Below are 16,623 nucleotides of genomic sequence, written 5' to 3' on the forward strand. Positions count from 1 at the left end.
TTTGCTTAGTTAAGGCAAATAGAAATTGGATTGAGTCGCGTTACTTTCTATTTGCCCGTGTAAAAACCTTCAGATCATGGGTGTTGGTAGGCCTTGAGCACATCATCAATAATCAGTTTCAGCGAGGTGACACTGGCAGCCGTCACGTACCAGGCCTCGGCATTGGCAAACACCACGCGGCCGTTTTGCCAGGCTTTGGTTTCACGCAGCAGCGGGTTGCTCAGGCTGTCGGCATCCAGGGCGGGGCGGCGCTCCATCACGGCAGTGCGGTCGATGACGTAAATAATGTCCGGATTGGCTTCCTGGATGAACTCGCTGGACACGGGTTGTCCGTGCAGGCCGGTTTCTACCGTTGGGCTGGCAGGCTGTACGCCCAGCGCGTTGAAGACAAAACCGTAGCGGGACTGCACTCCGAAGGAGCTGAACGAGCCGTTGTTATGCAGAACAATCAGGGCTTTTTCGAGGCGATCCTGGGTGATTTGCTTGGCCTGGGTGACTTGGGCATCCAGCTCGGCCACTTTTTGTTTGGCAAGCTCTTCTTTCTTGAAGATCGAGCCCAGAGTCAGCAGGTGGTTCTTGACGACTTCAATATGGTTGACCTGGCTATCGCGGTAATCCACATCAAAGTGAATGGTAGGGGCGATCTGGCTCAGTTCCTTGTAGTGATTGGCCTGCAAGGAGGTGATCAGAATCAGGTCCGGTTTGGCGGCATAAACCTGCTCCACATTGGGCTGCACAATGGCGCCGGTGTCCTGGATTTCAGGGGCATTTTTATATTTTTCCAGGAAGGCCGGGATGAAGTCTTTGGGCATGCCTACAACCGGGACCCCCAAGGCATCCAGAAAATCCACTTCGTTCATGTCCAGCGCCACGACGCGTTGTGGCAGTTTTTCTATGCGTGTGGAGCCCAGCTTGTGCTCGACTACGATGGGCTCATAGCGGGCACTGGTTTCAGGGCTGACGGCGGCTTGTGGTGCCGGGGTTTCCGCCGCTGCCTGGGTCTTTTTCTCGCAGCCTTGCAAGGCAAAGCTGGCGGCCACAAACAGGGCTATCAGCCCGTATCTGTGTTTGGTGATCATGCTCGTTCTCCTGATGGGGTGAAGTAATTGCACAGGCGGCCACGCTCGCTGTACGTAATCTCGAAATCCAGACCATAAAGTTCGGCCAGCCGTGCTTCGGTGACGACCTCGGACACCGGACCTGCGCAATACAGGGCACCGTTTTTCATGGCCACAATGTGATCGGAATAGTTGGCGGCAAAGTTGATGTCATGCACCACCAGAATCACGGTGCGGCCGTACTCGTCACAGAGCCGTCGCAAGGCGCGCATGATCTGCACGGCGTGCTTGATGTCCAGATTGTTCAGCGGCTCATCCAATAGCAAGTAATCCGTTTGCTGGGCAATGGTCATGGCCAGAAAAGCCATCTGCCGCTGGCCACCACTTAGCTCGTCCAGATAGGACTGGCGCAAGGGTTCCAGCGATAGAAACTGAATGGCGTCGGAGATGGCTTGTTGATCTGCATCCGTCAGCGCGCCCCGGCTATAGGGGAAGCGGCCAAAGGCGACCAGTTCTTCTACGGTCAGGCGCAAATTGAAATCAGGAGATTGGCGCAAGGTGGCTACCCGGCGTGCATAGTCGGCAATACGTATATCCGCAATGTTGCGGCCGTCCAGTTGGATCTGGCCTTCGTCGGCTTCCAGCAAGCGGGCGATACTCATCAGCAAGGTGGTTTTACCGGCCCCATTGGGGCCGATCAGGGAACTGAGCTGTCCGCCAGGAAACTGCGTGCTGACTTTGGAAAGTACGGTCTTGTTCTTGTAGTGTTTGGAGAGCTGATTGATCGTAATCATGCAGTGCCTCGGGTACGAACCATCAGTCCCAGGAAGTACGCGCCACACACCAGGTTGACGAGTATCCCGACGGTCGTGCGGTAATTGAAAATGTGTTCCACCGCTATCTGTGCCAGCAAAAACACGATGATGGCAATGGCGCAGCCTAGCGGCAGCGTAAGTCTGTGCCGGAAGCTGCGGGCCAGCGCATAGCTGGTGTTGGCCACGAAAATCCCCATGAAGGCAGTGGGCCCGAGCAGACTGGTGGAAATGGCGACCAGGGCAGCAATCAGGGCCAACTGGATGCGCACGGTACGGCGGTAATCGACACCCAAAGAAATGGCTTGTTCGCGGCCTAAAGACAGCACGTCCAGTGTGGGCAAGCTGCGCAGGCTGCCCAGGCAAATGCCACCCACCAGAATCGCGGACACCAGCAATTGCAAAGGCTCAGCCCGGTTAAAGGAGGCTTGGCTAAAGCCCAGCAGAATGGAGAACTCGCCGGGGCTGATTTTCAACTGCACAAACTGGGTGAAGGTGCTGATGATCATGGTCAGTACCAGCCCCATCAGCAGCAGGAAATACACATTGTTCTTGCCCTGGCGAAACAGCCAGTGATGGATAGCCAGCGAGTAAGCCAGCATCAGCATAATGGACAGCATCACATTGCCATTGGCCCCCAGCATCACCAGGCTTTGTGTACCCAAGAGCAATATCAGCAGGGACTGGAACAGCAGGTAAACCGCTTCGTATCCCATGATGGCGGGCGTCAGAATCCGGTTGCCGGTCATGGTCTGGAAAATAATCGAGGACCAGGCAATGCAGATGCCGCCAATGACCATAGCCGCCAAGCGGTTCAGGCGTTTGGGGATGATGTAGTCCCAGTCCAGGCCGGAGCGATAGAACACAAAGCTCAGTGCCAGCACCAGCAATAGTATCCAGACCAGATGCTGCCGTTTCATCGGTTCCTCCAGAAGATCAGGAACAGAAACAGCACACCACCCACGCCACCGGCGGTCAGGCCGATGGGGACTTCAAACGGGTAGATAATGAGGCGGCCCAGAATGTCGCAAGCCAGCAGCAGGCTGGCACCGCCCAGCGCCACAATGGGCAAGGTACGGCCCAGGTTGTCGCCGTAGCGCAGTGCCACCAGATTGGGGATGACCAGGCCGATAAAAGGGATGGCCCCTACGGTAATGACCGTGGCCGAGACGGTAATCGCGACCAGTATCAAACCCAGGGCGACAGTGGCGGAATAGTTCAGGCCCAGACTGGTGGCCATGCCTTCGCCCATGCCCAGAACGGTAAAGCGATGCGCGTACAGATAGGTGAGCAGCACAATGGGCAGAATCAGATAAATGATCTCGTAGTTGCCCTGCACGATCTTGGAGAAGTCGCCCAGCATCCAGCCCTGCATGCTTTGCAAAATCTGGTGCTGATAGGCATAAAACTCGGCAATGGCGCTGAGCACGCCGCCGTACATCAGACCAATCACCGGCACCAGCACGGTGTTCTTGAAGCGGATACGGCGCACCACGGCGATGAAGATCAGGCTGGAGGCAAAGCAGAACAAGAGGGCAAACAGCAGCTTGCCCAGAGTGCCGCTGCTGGGAGCCAGAGTCAGGGCGATCAGAATGCCCAGCTTGGCGGCATCCAGCCCGCCCGAGGTGGCTGGCTCCACAAATTTATTGCGCACAATGTGCTGCAAGATCACCCCGCAGACGGACAGGCCGATGCCGCTCAAGACCAGCGCCGCCAGACGGGGCAGGCGGCTGGCGGTCAGTGTCAGCCAGGCGTCGCCTGAAAAGCTCCATAGCTGTGCCCAGTTGATTTGCCGTGCGCCTATCAACAAGGACAGGCTGCACAGCATCAGGAACAAGAGCACAAAAGATCTAGCTTGCATTACACACCGTTATTCTGGGCTGCGGTGGCAATACGCCAGCCTTTGGCGGCATGACGCTGGTTCAGAAAGTGGGCGTAGCGGCCTTGGCTTTCGCGCAGTTGGGCTGGCGGGCCTTGTTCGATAATCTGGCCGTTTTCCAGCACTACGATCTGATCGGCCATGGCGACGGTAGAGAGCTGGTGGGCAATCACGATCAGGGTGCGTTTGCCCCGCAGACGGGCCAATGCCTGGGCAATGGCAGCCTGGTTTTCGGCATCCAGTGCGGCAGTGGCTTCGTCCACCAGCAAAATGGGGGCGTTCTTGATCAGGGCGCGGGCAATGGCGATGCGTTGACGCTCGCCACCGGACAGACGGGCCCCGCCTTCGCCTACCGTGGTGTTCAAACCTTCTGGTAGACGGGCGATGATTTCGCTGACACCGGCTTGTTTCACCGCTTCCATCAGTTCGGCCTCGGTTGCATCCGGTTTGCCCAGGCGGATGTTCTCGGCAATGCTGCCTGCGAACAGATAATCGTCCTGGAAAATCTGGCTGATTTGTGTGGCCAGTACCGGGCTGCTGATCTGGCGTACATCCACGCCACCGATGGAGACACTGCCCTGGCTGACATCAAAGAAGCGGGCAATCAGCCGGGCCAGGGTGGTTTTGCCCGAGCCGGATTCCCCGATCAAGGCCACCATGCTGCCTGCTGCAATGCTCAGGCTGATGCCGTTCAGTACATCCGGTTTGTCGGCGGCATAGCGGAAATGCACATTGCTCAGCGCAATCGAGCCGTCGCTTGGGGTTTGGGGCGAGGCGGGTTCGGGCAGGGGCTGGACGGCAAACAGTTCCTGAATGGCATCCAGTTGGCCGCGTGCACCGCGTAGCACTTCACTGTAGCTGGCTACTTCCAGCAAGGAGTCGATATAGCGTGCGCTCAGCAGCAAGGACACGATGACGGCGATGACTTCTGCACTGCTCATGCCCAGGCCTGTACGGTTGTTCAGCCAAAGCGTGGCGGTAATCAGCAGGGCAGCGAAGGCTGCTTGCACCGCCCAGGCATTGAGCACCGCCGAGGCCGTGGATTGCCAGATCAGTTTCTTGCCCGCCTGGTGCTGGTGCTCAATGGCTTCTTCCAGCAGGCGTGTACCACCGCCTTCACCATTGAAGGCGCGCAGCACGGATTGGGCTTGGGCAAACTCCACCACACGCTGGCTGGCATGGGCGAAATGAGCCTGGAAGGCATCATCGGCCTTGCGTCCCAAATGGGCGGTCAGGGCCAAGACAGCGGCCAGCAAAGGCAAGACGATCAAGGCAGTTAGCCCTAGCGGCCAATGCAGAATGAACAGCGCCACGACCAGCACAAGCGGCGTCACAACTCCGGCGATCAGTGGGGTGAAGACGTGTGCAGGCAATTGGGCCACCGACATCATGCCCTGGGTGACGATGTGCCCCAGCCGCGCGGTGTTTTGAGCGGAGAACCAGCCGACGGGCAGTTGGGCGATATGTTCGCCCAGACGATGACGGCCACCTTGCAGGATGGCGGCTCCCACATTCACACCGGCTTGCTCCACATGGCGACGCCATGCCCAGCAGATGGCCACGCCTAGCAGCAAGATGAGCAGCCAGCCGCCTGCCTGTTTGGGTTCGCCATTGAGCAGATGAGTGAAAACGGGGACCAAGGTGGTCATGGTCAGGCCGCACAGCAGGCCGTATAGCACTGCCATCCAGCTATAGCGACGGAAAATGGGGGCATCCGTACCCAGCAACTGAATCAGGGTCTTTAGCATGATGTGTCCTTGGAAGGATTGTCGTAGCCACCCAGGGTCCAGAGCCGTGCGTAACGGCCTTGCTCAGCCAGCAGGCTGGCGTGATGGCCTTGCTCCACAATGGCACCGTCTTCCAGCACCAGAATGTGATCGGCGTGCATGATGGTGTCCAGACGATGAGCAATGACCAGCAAGGTACGACCTTGTGCAAAGCGCGACAGCGCATCCTGAATGGCGACTTCATTGCTGGCGTCGGCGGCGGCGGTGGCTTCGTCCAGCACCAGAATCGGCGGATCAAGCAGAACAGCGCGGGCAATGCTGACGCGCTGACGTTCGCCACCGGATAGTTGGGCGTCTTCACCCACGACAGAGTCGTAGCCACGAGGCAGGCTCAAGATGCGGTCGTGAATATTGGCGGCGCGGGCGGCGTCTTCAATCTCTTGCTGACTGGCGGATGGACGGCCCAGCGCAATGTTCTCGCGCACGCTGGCATTGATCAGGCGCACTTCCTGCAGTACAAAACCAATGCGGCGGTACAACTGGGTGGATTCAATCTGGCGCAGATCTGCACCGCCCAGGGTGATACGGCCTTCGCTGGGGTCAAAGAAGCGCAGCAGCAGGCGAGCGATGGTGGATTTGCCAGAACCGGAGGAACCCACAATGGCGGTGACCGTGCCCGGTTCCAGGGTGAAGCTGATATTGCTCAGTGCCTGATGGCTTTCGTCATAGGCATAGCTGACGTTTTCGACCCGCACTTCCTGATTTGCGGGGACTTGTTGCTGATCGGTGGTCAGCGTTTCCAGCACGGGAGTTTTCATCAAGGCTTGCACGCGCTGTGCGGCACCTGTTGCGCCGCCCAGATCGTGCAGCAAGGTGTGCAGCAAAAGCAGGGGGGCGCAAATGCCGGGGGCTACCAGGGCGAAGGGCAGGATATCGACGGGCGCCATCCAGTCCAGATAACTGAACAGGGCACCGAAAATCAGCACTACACCCAGAACGGTGACGGGGGCGATCATGGCGTGTGCATGGGCCATGCGGGCCACCAGTGGGCGGGCAAAGTTCAGAAAGGCGTCGGCAAAGCCATCCACGGCCTTGCTATAGCCGCCATGTGCTTGCCCATTGGAACCAAAGGCTTTGACCACAGGAATGCCGCTGACAAACTCCACGGTGGCGCTGTTCAGACGGCCCAGTTTCGCAACAAAGCCCTGCATGTGCGCGTTGCTGGCTTTCATGGCGTGGCGCAAAAACAGGAAGAAGCCGGGGAAGGGCAGCAACGCCACAATCGCCATGCGCCAGTCCATGAAAAACAGGTACAGCACCGAGATCGCAATGGCACCAACAGCGCGCCCTACCGAGGTGTAGAAGTGGGCGGTCAGGCTGTGCAGGGTGGCAATGTCATCCTGCATGGCTTGCTTCACTTCGCCTGAAGCCTGGCCGGTAAACCAGCCCAGTGGCACTTTGGCCAGTCGTTGGGCCGCGCTCAGACGCAGGCCGCGTGTCAGTTGGTTGTCGGCCAGATGGGCCAGCAGCTCGCCTGCCGAGATCAGGGCCAGGCCTGCAAACATGCTGATGATGCTAAAGAGCACCGTCCAGCCTATATCGCCTTGCAGTTCGCCAGACGGGGTATTGCCCAACGCCAGCGTGGCGATGTGGGCGACTCCTGCCAAAGGCACCAGGGTCAGCATGGAACCCAAAGCCGCCAGAACGGCGGCAACAAGCAGACGCGAGCGTATGGAGCTGAGGATCTGGCTGATGGGGCCAGGCTCTTTACGCACGTCCGTAGCAGTTTCACGAGTGGTCATGAGCGTTACATACTCAGAAATTCAACGTAAGAGGCATGATTTCTGCGGGGTGTGGATCAGTGTTCGGGCGGGTGGCGGCTCAGATCCGACACCTTCATTGCTTATCCAAAAGCCGTAGAAACCGGCTCTTCACGATAGGGTATTGAGAATCATTATCGGTAATGTAATCTAAATTTTGAATTAGTGGAACCTATTAAACTAAATAGGAGAGGCGACAGAATACTTTTGTGTCGTGGTTGTCACACGACGCAAAAAAAGCCCGCCAAGTAAAACTTGGGGGCCTCTTGGTCTACATGGTGGTTTATGGAAGGGGCACTGCGCTGCAAACAAGGCAATGGTGTGCAGCCGGTGAGTGCTTTCAAGAAAGACGGTGTTTAGTTGTGCTTGCCGCCGCAGCACACACTCCACCACTTGCGGCGTGAGGTGTGGCCGATACCGGGGTTGAAGGTGTTGGTCGGGTCCAGTTCGCGGTAAAAGCCGGCCAGGGCAGGTTTGGCGATATACAGGTGGCCCACATTGTGCTCGGCCGGGTACTCGGCACGGCGTTCATCCAGCAGTTTCCACATGCGGTGTTCCATATCCAGAGGAGCCACGCCTTTTTTGACGATATAGTCCTGGTGGAACACGTGACACAGGAAGTGGCCGTAGTAGAGCTTGTGGACGATATCTTTTTCCATATCGTCCGGCAGTTGCTCTACCCATTCCTTGTCGTTGCGGCGCAAGGCAATGTCCAGCGCCACAATATCTTCCACGCTGTCGGGGTGCGACTCACGGTAGCGGATGGCGGCACCGGCAATGGCAAAGCGGTGCAGAAAGGCTTTGCGGCCTTCTTCGGCATCGCACTCAAAATAGGCCCCTTGTTGGCTGCCTTCAAATTGCTGAGTTAGAAATTCGCGCGTGGCCTGCGCGGTGTCGTTGGAGACGCGCAGCAGCAGGTGGTGCTCGAAGCGGTCGCGCCACTCACGCATGCGTGGGGGCAGGTGGCTGGGCAGGCGGTTCATGATTGCCTGGATGACGCGATCTGTGACGCCACGCCAGCCAAAGCGTTCAAAAAAGCCATCGACACGGCTTTTCATCGCAAAGGCGGACGGCACTTTGGCGGTACCAAAACGGTCGATCAGCAAGAAGGTGTCTTTGCCGTACTGTTCGCCAATATCGTAGGCGGTGCGATGAATGTACTCGCCCGCAATAGGTAGGCGGGGTAGGTCTGTCAGCAGGTGGCGACGGACAGCCGTCAGCTCGTTCGGGTCATTGGTGCCGATGTAGAAAACGGTGCTGGCCTCTTTGGGAAAGGTATCCAGACGCACGGCAAAAATGCACAGCTTGCCGGCCGAGCCGGAGGCTTCATACAGGCGTGAGGGGTCGGCATTGAAACGGGCCGGGGTCTGGGCGTCTACATCGCGTACATCTTCGGCGTAGCGTGGGTCGCTGGCTTTGCGCTCCGGGTCGTTGATGATGTCCGCCACACTGTATTTGCCCTGTTCCAGGCGGCTTAGAATTTCTTCCGGAGTATCCCCCAGATGAATGCCCAGGTGATTGACCAGTTGCAAGGTGCCGTCGTCCAGCACTTGCGCGTACAGCGTCAATTCCGTGTAGGCGGGGCCGCGTCGTACCAGCGCACCGCCGGAGTTGTTGCAAACACCGCCCAGCACAGACGCGCCGATACACGAAGAGCCAATCACGGAGTGGGGTTCGCGTTCCAGCGGGGCCAGGGTTTGTTCCAGACGGTCCAGTGTGGCACCGGGCAGGCAGACAACCTGCTCGCCATCGTTGATGACTTGTATGCCTTGCAGGCGCATGGTGTTCATCAGCACAATGTCGCGGTCGTAGTCGTCCCCGTCGGGGGTGGAGCCACCTGTCAGGCCGGTGTTGGCCGCTTGCATGATCACGATGCAATCGGCAGCGACGGCGGCTTGCAGGCTACGCCATTGTTCCAGCAGCGTTCCGGGTCGTACAACGGCCAGCACCTTGCCTTCACCCGTGCGATGGCCCTTGCGGTAACGACGCGTGCTGCGGTCGTCCGTCAGGACGTGGGGGGTGCCGACAATCGCGCGCAATTGCTGCAACAAATCCGCAGCGCCGGTGGAAACTGACATGGTCAAGACTCCTGTACAAGCAGCTCAGAGCTGATCTGGGCAATACTGCTGACGCTGGTCAGCGTCATGGCGACCCGAATTTCTTTTTCAATCAGGCCAAGCAGATGGTCGACGCCGGATTGTCCGGCGGCGGCCAACGCATAAATGTAGGCGCGGCCCAGCATGGCCGCATCGGCACCCAGGGCAATCATGCGTACCACGTCCAGCCCGCTGCGTATGCCAGAGTCCGCCAGAATCTTGATCTGGCCTTTGACGGCGTCGGCAATGGCAGGCAGAGCGCGGGCCGAGGACAGGACGCCATCGAGCTGGCGGCCACCGTGGTTCGAGACGATGATGCCATCGGCACCAAAACGCACCGCATCGCGGGCGTCATCGGGGTCCAGAATGCCTTTGATGACCATGGGGCCTTTCCAGAATTCGCGTATCCACTCCAGATCTTTCCAGGAAATCGAAGGGTCGAAGTTTGCGCCCAGATAGCCCATATAGTCGGCCAGGCCGGTAGGCTTGCCCAGGTAGCGCGAGATGTTGCCCAGATCGTGTGGACGGCCCAGCAGACCCACATCCCAGGCCCAGCGCGGGCGCATGACGGCCTGTGCATAGCGGCGCAGGGCGGCGTTCGGGCCGCTCATGCCCGAATGGGCATCCCGATAACGTGCGCCGGGTACAGGCATGTCCACGGTAAAGACCAGCGTGCTGCAGCCAGCAGCTTGCGCTCGTTCCAGCGCATTACGCATGAAGCCACGGTCTTTGAGTACATACAACTGAAACCACATGGGTCGTTTCAGCCGTGGGGTGACCTCTTCGATCGGACAGACTGACACGCTGGACATGGTGAAGGGAATGCCGTGCGCATCGGCCGCCTGGGCCGCTTGGACTTCGCCCCGACGCGCATACATACCGGTCAGACCTACCGGGGACAGGGCCACCGGCATGGACAGTTTCTCACCAAACAGTTCAATGCGGGTGTCCAACTGGCTCATGTCTTTCAGCACTCGCTGGCGCAGGGCGACATTAGCCAGATCATCCACATTGCGGCGCAGGGTGTGCTCGGCGTAGGCACCGCCGTCAATGTAGTGGAACAGGAAAGGAGGCAGTCGTTTTTGGGCGGCGCGCCGGTAGTCGGTCGAGGAGGAAATAATCATGGCAGGGCGGACTCTGTGAAGGTCGGGGAAAGGGTCTGCAAGCGCGCGGCACGTTCGCGGCGAGCGAGGTTTTCATCCGCCTGAATGAGCGTGTTGCGTACGTAACCAAGGTGTTCATTGACAACGTGGCGAGCACGAGCCGCATCGCCATCAATAATGGCTTTGACCAGGGCCTCGTGCTGCGCGGTCAGATGCGTGAGGGTTTCGGGCGAGTCATGCACAAACATGATGATGTCCCGGTTCTGGGTCACACTGCTGAGCACCAGATCGAACAGGCCTCGCATGACCTGAACCAGCACCAGGTTATGGGAGGCTTCGGCAACAGCCAGGTGAAACTGGGCATCGGCCCGGGCAGACTGCTCGGTGTCGCCACTTTGCTGGTAGCGAATCATTTGCTCGAAGCACTGCAGGATCTTGTCTTTGTCGTCGGGGGAGGCGCGCAGGGCGGCGTGCCAGGTGGTACTGCTTTCCAGAGCAATGCGTGCTTCCAGCACATCGTAACGGTACTGGGGATCGGACAGCATCAAGGCGGCCAGCGGATCTACAGAACGCTGCGGCCATTGGGATGTTTGGGAGGTCAGGTAGGTGCCTGAGCCAACCTGACTGCGCAAAATGCCCTGGCTGTTCAGTTGCTGAATGGCCTCGCGCAGCGAGGCACGCGACACATTCAATTGGGCTGCCAGCGTACGCTCGGCGGGCAGACGTTGCCCTGCCTTGAAATCGCTGGATTGAATCAGCGCCAGCAGTTGTTGGGCGACGTGATCAGAGAGGCGCATAGTTCTTGAAAGTAGCGAAAAGATAAATCAGCAAGGCGCGAGTCTGTGCACCTTGCTGATGAAGGATGAGGGCGGGCCCTTAGGGGATCATCCAAGGTAACACATAGGCTTGCAAGGTCGTCAGCAGGCCGACAAGAACAGCAAAGACCAGGCTGTGCTTGACGGTAAAGCGGAACAGGTCGGATTCTTTGCCAGCCAGCCCCACGGCGGCGCAGGCAATGGCAATGGATTGGGGCGAGATCATCTTGCCGGTGACGCCTCCAGTGGTATTGGCGGCCACCATCAGCACTTCAGGTAGGCCCAACTGTTGCGCCGTGGTTGCCTGCAAGGCACCAAACAAGGCGTTGGCGGACGTGTCGGAGCCGGTCAGGAACACACCAATCCAGCCCAGGAACGGTGAGAAGAAGGTGAAGGCCTTGCCCGTGTGAGCCAGTGCCAGTGCCAGGGTGGCGGACAGGCCGGAGTAGTTGGCAATAAAGGCAAAGGCCAGCACCATGCCAATCGAGTAGATGGGTACGGCCAGTTCCTTGAAGGTTTCACCCAGGGTCTCGACTGCTTTTGAGGGCTTCATGCGCAAGAAGATAATCGTGAGCAAGGCGGCAATCAGGATGGCTGTGCCGGTTGCAGACAGCCAGTTAAAGGCGTAGACCGCGCCATAAGGGGTGGCGGCGGCGACCACGGGCGGTGCTTTTTCGACCAGATTGTGCAGGAAGGGCACAGGAATATTCATGATGGTCGAAGCCAGCGGGCCATTGGCGGCAAACAGTGCTTTAAAGGGCTGAACACTCCAGATCGTGACCATGGCGGTCAGGATGATGAAGGGCGACCAGGCTTTGAGGATGCGGCCTGTCGTGAGTGCTGCCGGCGTTTGTTCGACAACCTTATCCTGGTGGGGCGAGCCTTCTTGCGTTTCAAAACGGAAGATGCGCTTGGGTTGCCACACTTTCAGGAACAAGGTCAGCACGACCAGGGAAACCAGGGCCGAGGTAATGTCTGGCAGTTCGGGGCCAATGTAGTTGGCCGTCAGGAACTGCACAATGGCAAAGGAGCCACCACCCACCAGCACCGCCGGCCAGGTTTCTTTGATGCCGCGCCAGCCGTCCATGATGGCCATGAGCCAGAACAGCACGATGATGGTCATGAAAGGGAGTTGGCGACCGGCCATCTGGCCGATTTCAAAGGGATCAATACCCGATACCTGACCGGCCACAATGATAGGAATACCCATGGCGCCGAAAGCAACTGGAGCGGTGTTCGCAATCAGGCACAGACCGGCCGCGTACAAGGGGCGGAAACCCAGGCCCGCCAGCAAGGCTGCGGTAATGGCAACGGGTGCACCAAAACCGGCCGCCCCTTCCAGGAAAGCACCAAAGCAAAAGCCCACCAGAATCAGTTGCAGACGCTGGTCAGGCGTGACGGACAGGATCGAAGCGCGAATAACGTCGAATTGGCCGGTCTTGACCGAGATCTTGTATAGAAAAACGGCGGCCACAATGATCCAGGCAATAGGCCATAGGCCATAAAAAAAACCATAGACCACGGAGGCCAGTGCCGCGGAAACCGGCATGCGATAGAAGAACAGGGCAACGCCCAGAGCCAGCAGCACCGTAATCGTGCCCGCCAGATAGCCCTTCATGCGCAACTTGGTCAGGGCCAGGAAAAAAAAGATGATTGGAATAAGGGCGATCAGTGCCGACAGCCAGATATTGCCGGTGGGATCGTATTGCTGCAGCCACGCTTGTTGCATGTTTGTTCTATCTCCGCAGGAGCAAAGGGGAGGCGCTTGTAGTGCAAGCGAACCTGAAGGTCATTGGATTGGTCTGACCATTTCTTGAGGTCATCAAGGGTAGAGCGCATTGTATCCACGGGTTTATGGGCTTGAATCTCAGTGTTTACCCTAGTTATTTAGGGATGGCTGATGTTTTTCTCTTTAAATGGTCTGACCAATTTATGGAAAATTCGTCAGAAAAATCGGCTTAGGTAGTGCCACCGTTTGGCTGCAGCCCAGGGCAATATCTGGCATAGCGTTCGTATAAGAGCTGCGTGTCGTGTCGTGTCGCAGATTGGGTTACGCGGCCGCGCGTTTCTCGACAGGGCTTGTTGGATCAGAAGCGCAAAAATAGCCTCTACTCAAAGTCAATATTGAGAATCATTACTGAAGATGTAAACTAAGCGACTAATTAGTAGGGTCTCTTAAATTAAATAAGAAACAGTGGCGCAGGAGGTGGCACCGCTGCAATTCAAAGGTCAACATAGATATGCAAACCCTTCAGGTGCCCGCGCCGCGTGGACGGCCTCCCACCATTACCCGAGCACGGATTGCGGATGCCGGTATTCAGATTGGCCTGCCCCATATCACCTTTGTGGGGGTGGCTACCGCCTTGGGTGTCAGTCAAATGGCGCTGTACAAACATGTGGGCAATCTGGAAGGGCTGAAACAACTGGTGGCTGAAGAGATTTTCAACCGCTGGCAAGTGCCTCGGGCGACAACCCCCGTTCAGGGCAGCCTGGAGGATTACTTGCAACGGTTCAGTGCGGCAACACAAGCCTTTGTGAAAGCCAATCCGGGCATTACGCCCTATGTGATTCGCAGGCTGGTGGCGACGCCTTCCATGCTGGACAAGATTCGGGAACATCAAGAACACATCGCCCAGGCTTATGGTGTGTCGTTCGAGCGTTCGCGTTATTTGATGAGCACGGTGGCCTTTCACTGTCTGGCTGTTGCCGATACCGTGTATGCGGTTGCAGGTCGTGAACCACGCGCGGCGGTGGAGCGGGTGGTAGAGGAGATTGAGATGGAAAGTATCTTGCAATCGGGGATGACCGCTCTGATTCAAGGAGCCTTGGCAAGGAGTGAGCAAGAGATTTCATCCGGCGTTTTGACACCGTTTTTAGATACGTCTGCTTTGCCTATGGCCCGGGCCCCCGAGTTTCCTTTGACCCTGGAGCAGGTCTCACAATGGCTGGATGATATGGAAACCTTGATCAAGGCGGAACAGGAGTTCGTGCTGGTTTACGACAGCCAGCCTGATCTTTCAACTCCCGGTGACCCGCAAGGGCGCAAGAAAGCGGTGCTGTGGTTGAAGGCGCATCGTGAAGGTTTTGGCCGCTATTGTCGCGGGATTGTGATGATGTGCGAAGAACCTGCTCAACGACCTGTCTTGCAGGAGATGGTGGGACCTTTGGAAAAAGTCTATCGCGTACCGGGTGGTGTGGCTTCCAGCCCGGAAGAGCTGCGTACATTCATTCAGAAATGGGTGTCGCCCAGTTAATTGCGGCACCAGCTAGCCTTCCTCTGCCGACCTGAGATTTCGCCTGCTTCTACAACCGCTGACTGTCCTTTGGGATTGCTGGCGGTTTTTTAATGGCTGCCCAGGATGAATGATGGAGTGCCTACGTGTTTTCCCGTCTAGCTCCACACCGGCATTGGCATGACAATGTCTACATTGTCATAACAATACTCAAGAGCCACAGGAGACAGTACATGAAAGATCCACATTGTCATTCCAGCAGCATCCTGGTTGAGCGGCCCGCACCTATCGCTTTTGAAATCATGTCCGATGGTATCCAGCAAGGTCAGTGGGCTTGGGGCAGTGCCAATCGTATAGAGGTGGAACCGGGCCTGTTCAAGGGTACATCGGTCTTTAGCGGTCAGGACACGTATGTGCGTCTGAATGTGGACGCAGCGCGCTTTCAGGTTGATTACGATGTCGGCACCAGCAAGGATGGCATGCAGTTTCGTAATATGTCGCGTGTCATTCCAGGAGAGGTCCTTAAGCTGGGTGCGGACAAATGTGTGGTGAGCCTGTTGACCTGGAGGCTGGCAACGCAAAGTGATGCCGCGTGGGAGCAAATCTCCTGTGTGCACGAGGCGGAAATGTTCTTGATCAAGGGATTATTGGAGCGCGCGTAAATAGATGTGGCTTGCGGGCCGACAAGCAACGGGCCCGAGGGTTGCCGAATATAGCGCACAGGGGGACAAACCAGCCGCCCTCCGTCATTAAGAAGAATGAGATCAAAGAGTGAGTACAAAGCCGCTTTATGAACAGCTTGCCGACAAGCTGACCCGTTATATCCAGAACGGTCGTCTGAAACCGGGGGACCGCTTGCCGACCGAAGCGGAGTTGGGCGAAATGTTTGGCGTCAGCCGAATTACGGTTCGTCAGGGCCTGGCGATACTGACGCGCAATGGCTTGATTGAACGTTTTGCCAGCCGAGGCACCTTTGTGCTGGAGCGCAAACAGACAGGCTCCTGGGAGCTGAGCTCCATCAATGATCTGGTGCAACTGGGCAAAGATACCACCACCAAAATTGCCAGTTGGTCTTTGGTGGCTCCTCCTGCCGAGATTGCCGAGTTCTTTGCGTCTGATGAGCCGGTCTACAAGCTGCAGGCAGTGCGCTACAAGTCGGCTGTTCCCCTGTATTTTGCAGAGAACTACTTGTTGCGCTCGATCGGCGAGCGCATCCCGGCCCAGGAGCTGGAAACACGCACCATGGTGGAGATGCTGACCTCCGTGCTGAATGTGCCCATCAAACATGCTCAAGAGGAGATCAGCATGGCCAATGCATCGGCAGAGATGGCCAAGCAGTTGTGGATCAAGGAAAACCAGGCCGTGATCGTGCAGCGTATCGACTTGTTCGACACCGATGACAAGCCGGTGCAAAGTGGCAAGGGCTGGTGGCGCAGTGAGCATTTCAAACGACGCTTCAAATTGAATTACGTTTGAAATCCGGTGTTGGTGCCAGCTCAGACCTTGCCGGTATGCTGGCTTACACCGGCAAATGCTGTCCTTTGGCCTTGATGCAGGACAGCACAATCTGCGAATGGATTTTGGTGACGCCGCGCAGTGTGTTGAGCTTGTGGACCACAAAATGAGAGAAAGTCTCGAAGTTGCGCGTGCGGATGTGCAGCATGTAGTTGGCCTGCCCGGTCACGATGTAGGCATGCAGTACTTCTTCCATGTTGGCCAGTGCCTTGCTCAGGTACTGATGCTCGCTCTCGTTGAGCTGCGCAATATTGACCTCCACAAAAGCCTCAATGGCAAACCCCAGTTTGCTGGCGCTTAAGTTGGCGCTGTAGTTTTCGATCAAGCCCTCCTGCTCCAGAATTTTCACCCGTCGGTGGCAGGAGGACGGTGAAAGGGCGACCAGGTCAGCCAGTTCCTGGTTGCTTAGCCTGCCGTTGCCCTGTAACAGGCGCAGGATTTTCAAGTCTGTCTCGTCTAGTTTCATGTTTTAGAATTATCTATGAATACGTATTTTTTAAACCGAATTTTCTTCCAAATTTAAGCATAATCTTGATTGATTTGGAATAATTTGCCAGGGCCTCGA

14 protein-coding genes are annotated in these 16,623 nt (G+C 57.3%); 3 read left to right on the plus strand and 11 right to left on the minus strand.

Annotated features, from left to right (window positions below):
* Positions 1 to 74: 74 nt before the first annotated feature.
* From ACDI13_RS12510 to lldP, 10 genes are all read right to left on the minus strand, one after another.
* A complete protein-coding gene (locus ACDI13_RS12510; RefSeq protein WP_316990139.1) occupies positions 75 to 1,079 on the minus strand; it encodes a siderophore ABC transporter substrate-binding protein in 1,005 nt (334 codons plus the stop codon).
* Positions 1,076 to 1,852 carry an ATP-binding cassette domain-containing protein gene (locus ACDI13_RS12515; protein ID WP_316990138.1) on the minus strand — a complete coding sequence of 259 codons (777 nt, stop codon included), beginning with the start codon at positions 1,850 to 1,852 and terminating at the stop codon, positions 1,076 to 1,078. Before ACDI13_RS12515 ends, ACDI13_RS12510 begins: the two co-directional genes overlap by 4 nt.
* Positions 1,849 to 2,790 (minus strand): iron chelate uptake ABC transporter family permease subunit, encoded by a 942-nt coding sequence (locus ACDI13_RS12520; RefSeq protein WP_316990137.1) that lies wholly within the window; start codon positions 2,788 to 2,790, stop codon positions 1,849 to 1,851. The genes ACDI13_RS12515 and ACDI13_RS12520 overlap by 4 nt, the downstream gene beginning before the upstream one ends.
* Entirely contained in the window at positions 2,787 to 3,731 is a 945-nt protein-coding gene (locus ACDI13_RS12525; protein WP_316990136.1) for an iron chelate uptake ABC transporter family permease subunit, read from the minus strand. Before ACDI13_RS12525 ends, ACDI13_RS12520 begins: the two co-directional genes overlap by 4 nt.
* Entirely contained in the window at positions 3,731 to 5,497 is a 1,767-nt protein-coding gene (locus ACDI13_RS12530) for an ABC transporter ATP-binding protein (RefSeq protein WP_316990135.1), read from the minus strand. The genes ACDI13_RS12525 and ACDI13_RS12530 overlap by 1 nt, the downstream gene beginning before the upstream one ends.
* The gene (locus ACDI13_RS12535) at positions 5,491 to 7,278 is read right to left on the minus strand and encodes an ABC transporter ATP-binding protein (RefSeq protein WP_316990134.1); all 1,788 of its coding nucleotides are present in this window, start codon (positions 7,276 to 7,278) and stop codon (positions 5,491 to 5,493) included. The genes ACDI13_RS12530 and ACDI13_RS12535 overlap by 7 nt, the downstream gene beginning before the upstream one ends.
* Positions 7,279 to 7,652: 374 nt before the next feature.
* The gene (gene dld, locus ACDI13_RS12540) at positions 7,653 to 9,374 is read right to left on the minus strand and encodes a D-lactate dehydrogenase (protein ID WP_316990133.1); all 1,722 of its coding nucleotides are present in this window, start codon (positions 9,372 to 9,374) and stop codon (positions 7,653 to 7,655) included.
* A gap of 2 nt (positions 9,375 to 9,376) precedes the next feature.
* Positions 9,377 to 10,516, minus strand: a complete 1,140-nt coding sequence (lldD, locus tag ACDI13_RS12545; protein ID WP_316990132.1) for an FMN-dependent L-lactate dehydrogenase LldD — start codon at positions 10,514 to 10,516, stop codon at positions 9,377 to 9,379.
* Positions 10,513 to 11,292, minus strand: a complete 780-nt coding sequence (gene lldR / locus ACDI13_RS12550; protein ID WP_316990131.1) for a transcriptional regulator LldR — start codon at positions 11,290 to 11,292, stop codon at positions 10,513 to 10,515. Before lldR ends, lldD begins: the two co-directional genes overlap by 4 nt.
* 79 nt (positions 11,293 to 11,371) lie before the next feature.
* The gene (gene lldP / locus ACDI13_RS12555) at positions 11,372 to 13,039 is read right to left on the minus strand and encodes an L-lactate permease (protein ID WP_316990130.1); all 1,668 of its coding nucleotides are present in this window, start codon (positions 13,037 to 13,039) and stop codon (positions 11,372 to 11,374) included.
* Positions 13,040 to 13,550: 511 nt separating this feature from the next.
* On the opposite strand from lldP, the gene ACDI13_RS12560 reads away from it, so the two are divergent.
* The 3 genes from ACDI13_RS12560 to ACDI13_RS12570 all read left to right on the plus strand — a co-directional run bounded on the left by ACDI13_RS12560 (position 13,551) and on the right by ACDI13_RS12570 (position 16,019).
* Positions 13,551 to 14,564 (plus strand): TetR/AcrR family transcriptional regulator, encoded by a 1,014-nt coding sequence (locus ACDI13_RS12560; protein WP_316990129.1) that lies wholly within the window; start codon positions 13,551 to 13,553, stop codon positions 14,562 to 14,564.
* A gap of 212 nt (positions 14,565 to 14,776) precedes the next feature.
* Positions 14,777 to 15,205: a hypothetical protein gene (locus ACDI13_RS12565; RefSeq protein WP_316990128.1), complete on the plus strand. Its 429-nt coding sequence runs from the start codon at positions 14,777 to 14,779 to the stop codon at positions 15,203 to 15,205.
* A gap of 109 nt (positions 15,206 to 15,314) precedes the next feature.
* The gene (locus tag ACDI13_RS12570) at positions 15,315 to 16,019 is read left to right on the plus strand and encodes a GntR family transcriptional regulator (RefSeq protein WP_316990127.1); all 705 of its coding nucleotides are present in this window, start codon (positions 15,315 to 15,317) and stop codon (positions 16,017 to 16,019) included.
* 43 nt (positions 16,020 to 16,062) lie between these two features.
* Here ACDI13_RS12570 and ACDI13_RS12575 read toward each other — a convergent pair whose 3' ends face one another.
* A complete protein-coding gene (locus ACDI13_RS12575; protein ID WP_316990126.1) occupies positions 16,063 to 16,524 on the minus strand; it encodes an Lrp/AsnC family transcriptional regulator in 462 nt (153 codons plus the stop codon).
* Positions 16,525 to 16,623 lie beyond the last annotated feature (99 nt).

It is taken from the genome of Alcaligenes faecalis, assembly GCF_041521385.1.
GTDB classification, from domain to species: domain Bacteria; phylum Pseudomonadota; class Gammaproteobacteria; order Burkholderiales; family Burkholderiaceae_B; genus Alcaligenes; species Alcaligenes faecalis_E.

Bases quoted from the DNA above. Each gene is read 5' to 3' on its own strand.
- lldP (WP_316990130.1), bottom strand. From the start codon at position 13,039: ATGCAACAAGCGTGGCTGCAGCAATACGATCCCACCGGCAATATCTGG.
- ACDI13_RS12525 (WP_316990136.1), bottom strand. From the start codon at position 3,731: ATGCAAGCTAGATCTTTTGTGCTCTTGTTCCTGATGCTGTGCAGCCTG.
- ACDI13_RS12575 (WP_316990126.1), bottom strand. From the start codon at position 16,524: ATGAAACTAGACGAGACAGACTTGAAAATCCTGCGCCTGTTACAGGGC.
- lldR (WP_316990131.1), bottom strand. From the start codon at position 11,292: ATGCGCCTCTCTGATCACGTCGCCCAACAACTGCTGGCGCTGATTCAA.
- dld (WP_316990133.1), bottom strand. From the start codon at position 9,374: ATGTCAGTTTCCACCGGCGCTGCGGATTTGTTGCAGCAATTGCGCGCG.
- lldD (WP_316990132.1), bottom strand. From the start codon at position 10,516: ATGATTATTTCCTCCTCGACCGACTACCGGCGCGCCGCCCAAAAACGA.
- ACDI13_RS12520 (WP_316990137.1), bottom strand. From the start codon at position 2,790: ATGAAACGGCAGCATCTGGTCTGGATACTATTGCTGGTGCTGGCACTG.
- ACDI13_RS12515 (WP_316990138.1), bottom strand. From the start codon at position 1,852: ATGATTACGATCAATCAGCTCTCCAAACACTACAAGAACAAGACCGTA.
- ACDI13_RS12560 (WP_316990129.1), top strand. From the start codon at position 13,551: ATGCAAACCCTTCAGGTGCCCGCGCCGCGTGGACGGCCTCCCACCATT.
- ACDI13_RS12535 (WP_316990134.1), bottom strand. From the start codon at position 7,278: ATGACCACTCGTGAAACTGCTACGGACGTGCGTAAAGAGCCTGGCCCC.
- ACDI13_RS12530 (WP_316990135.1), bottom strand. From the start codon at position 5,497: ATGCTAAAGACCCTGATTCAGTTGCTGGGTACGGATGCCCCCATTTTC.
- ACDI13_RS12510 (WP_316990139.1), bottom strand. From the start codon at position 1,079: ATGATCACCAAACACAGATACGGGCTGATAGCCCTGTTTGTGGCCGCC.
- ACDI13_RS12565 (WP_316990128.1), top strand. From the start codon at position 14,777: ATGAAAGATCCACATTGTCATTCCAGCAGCATCCTGGTTGAGCGGCCC.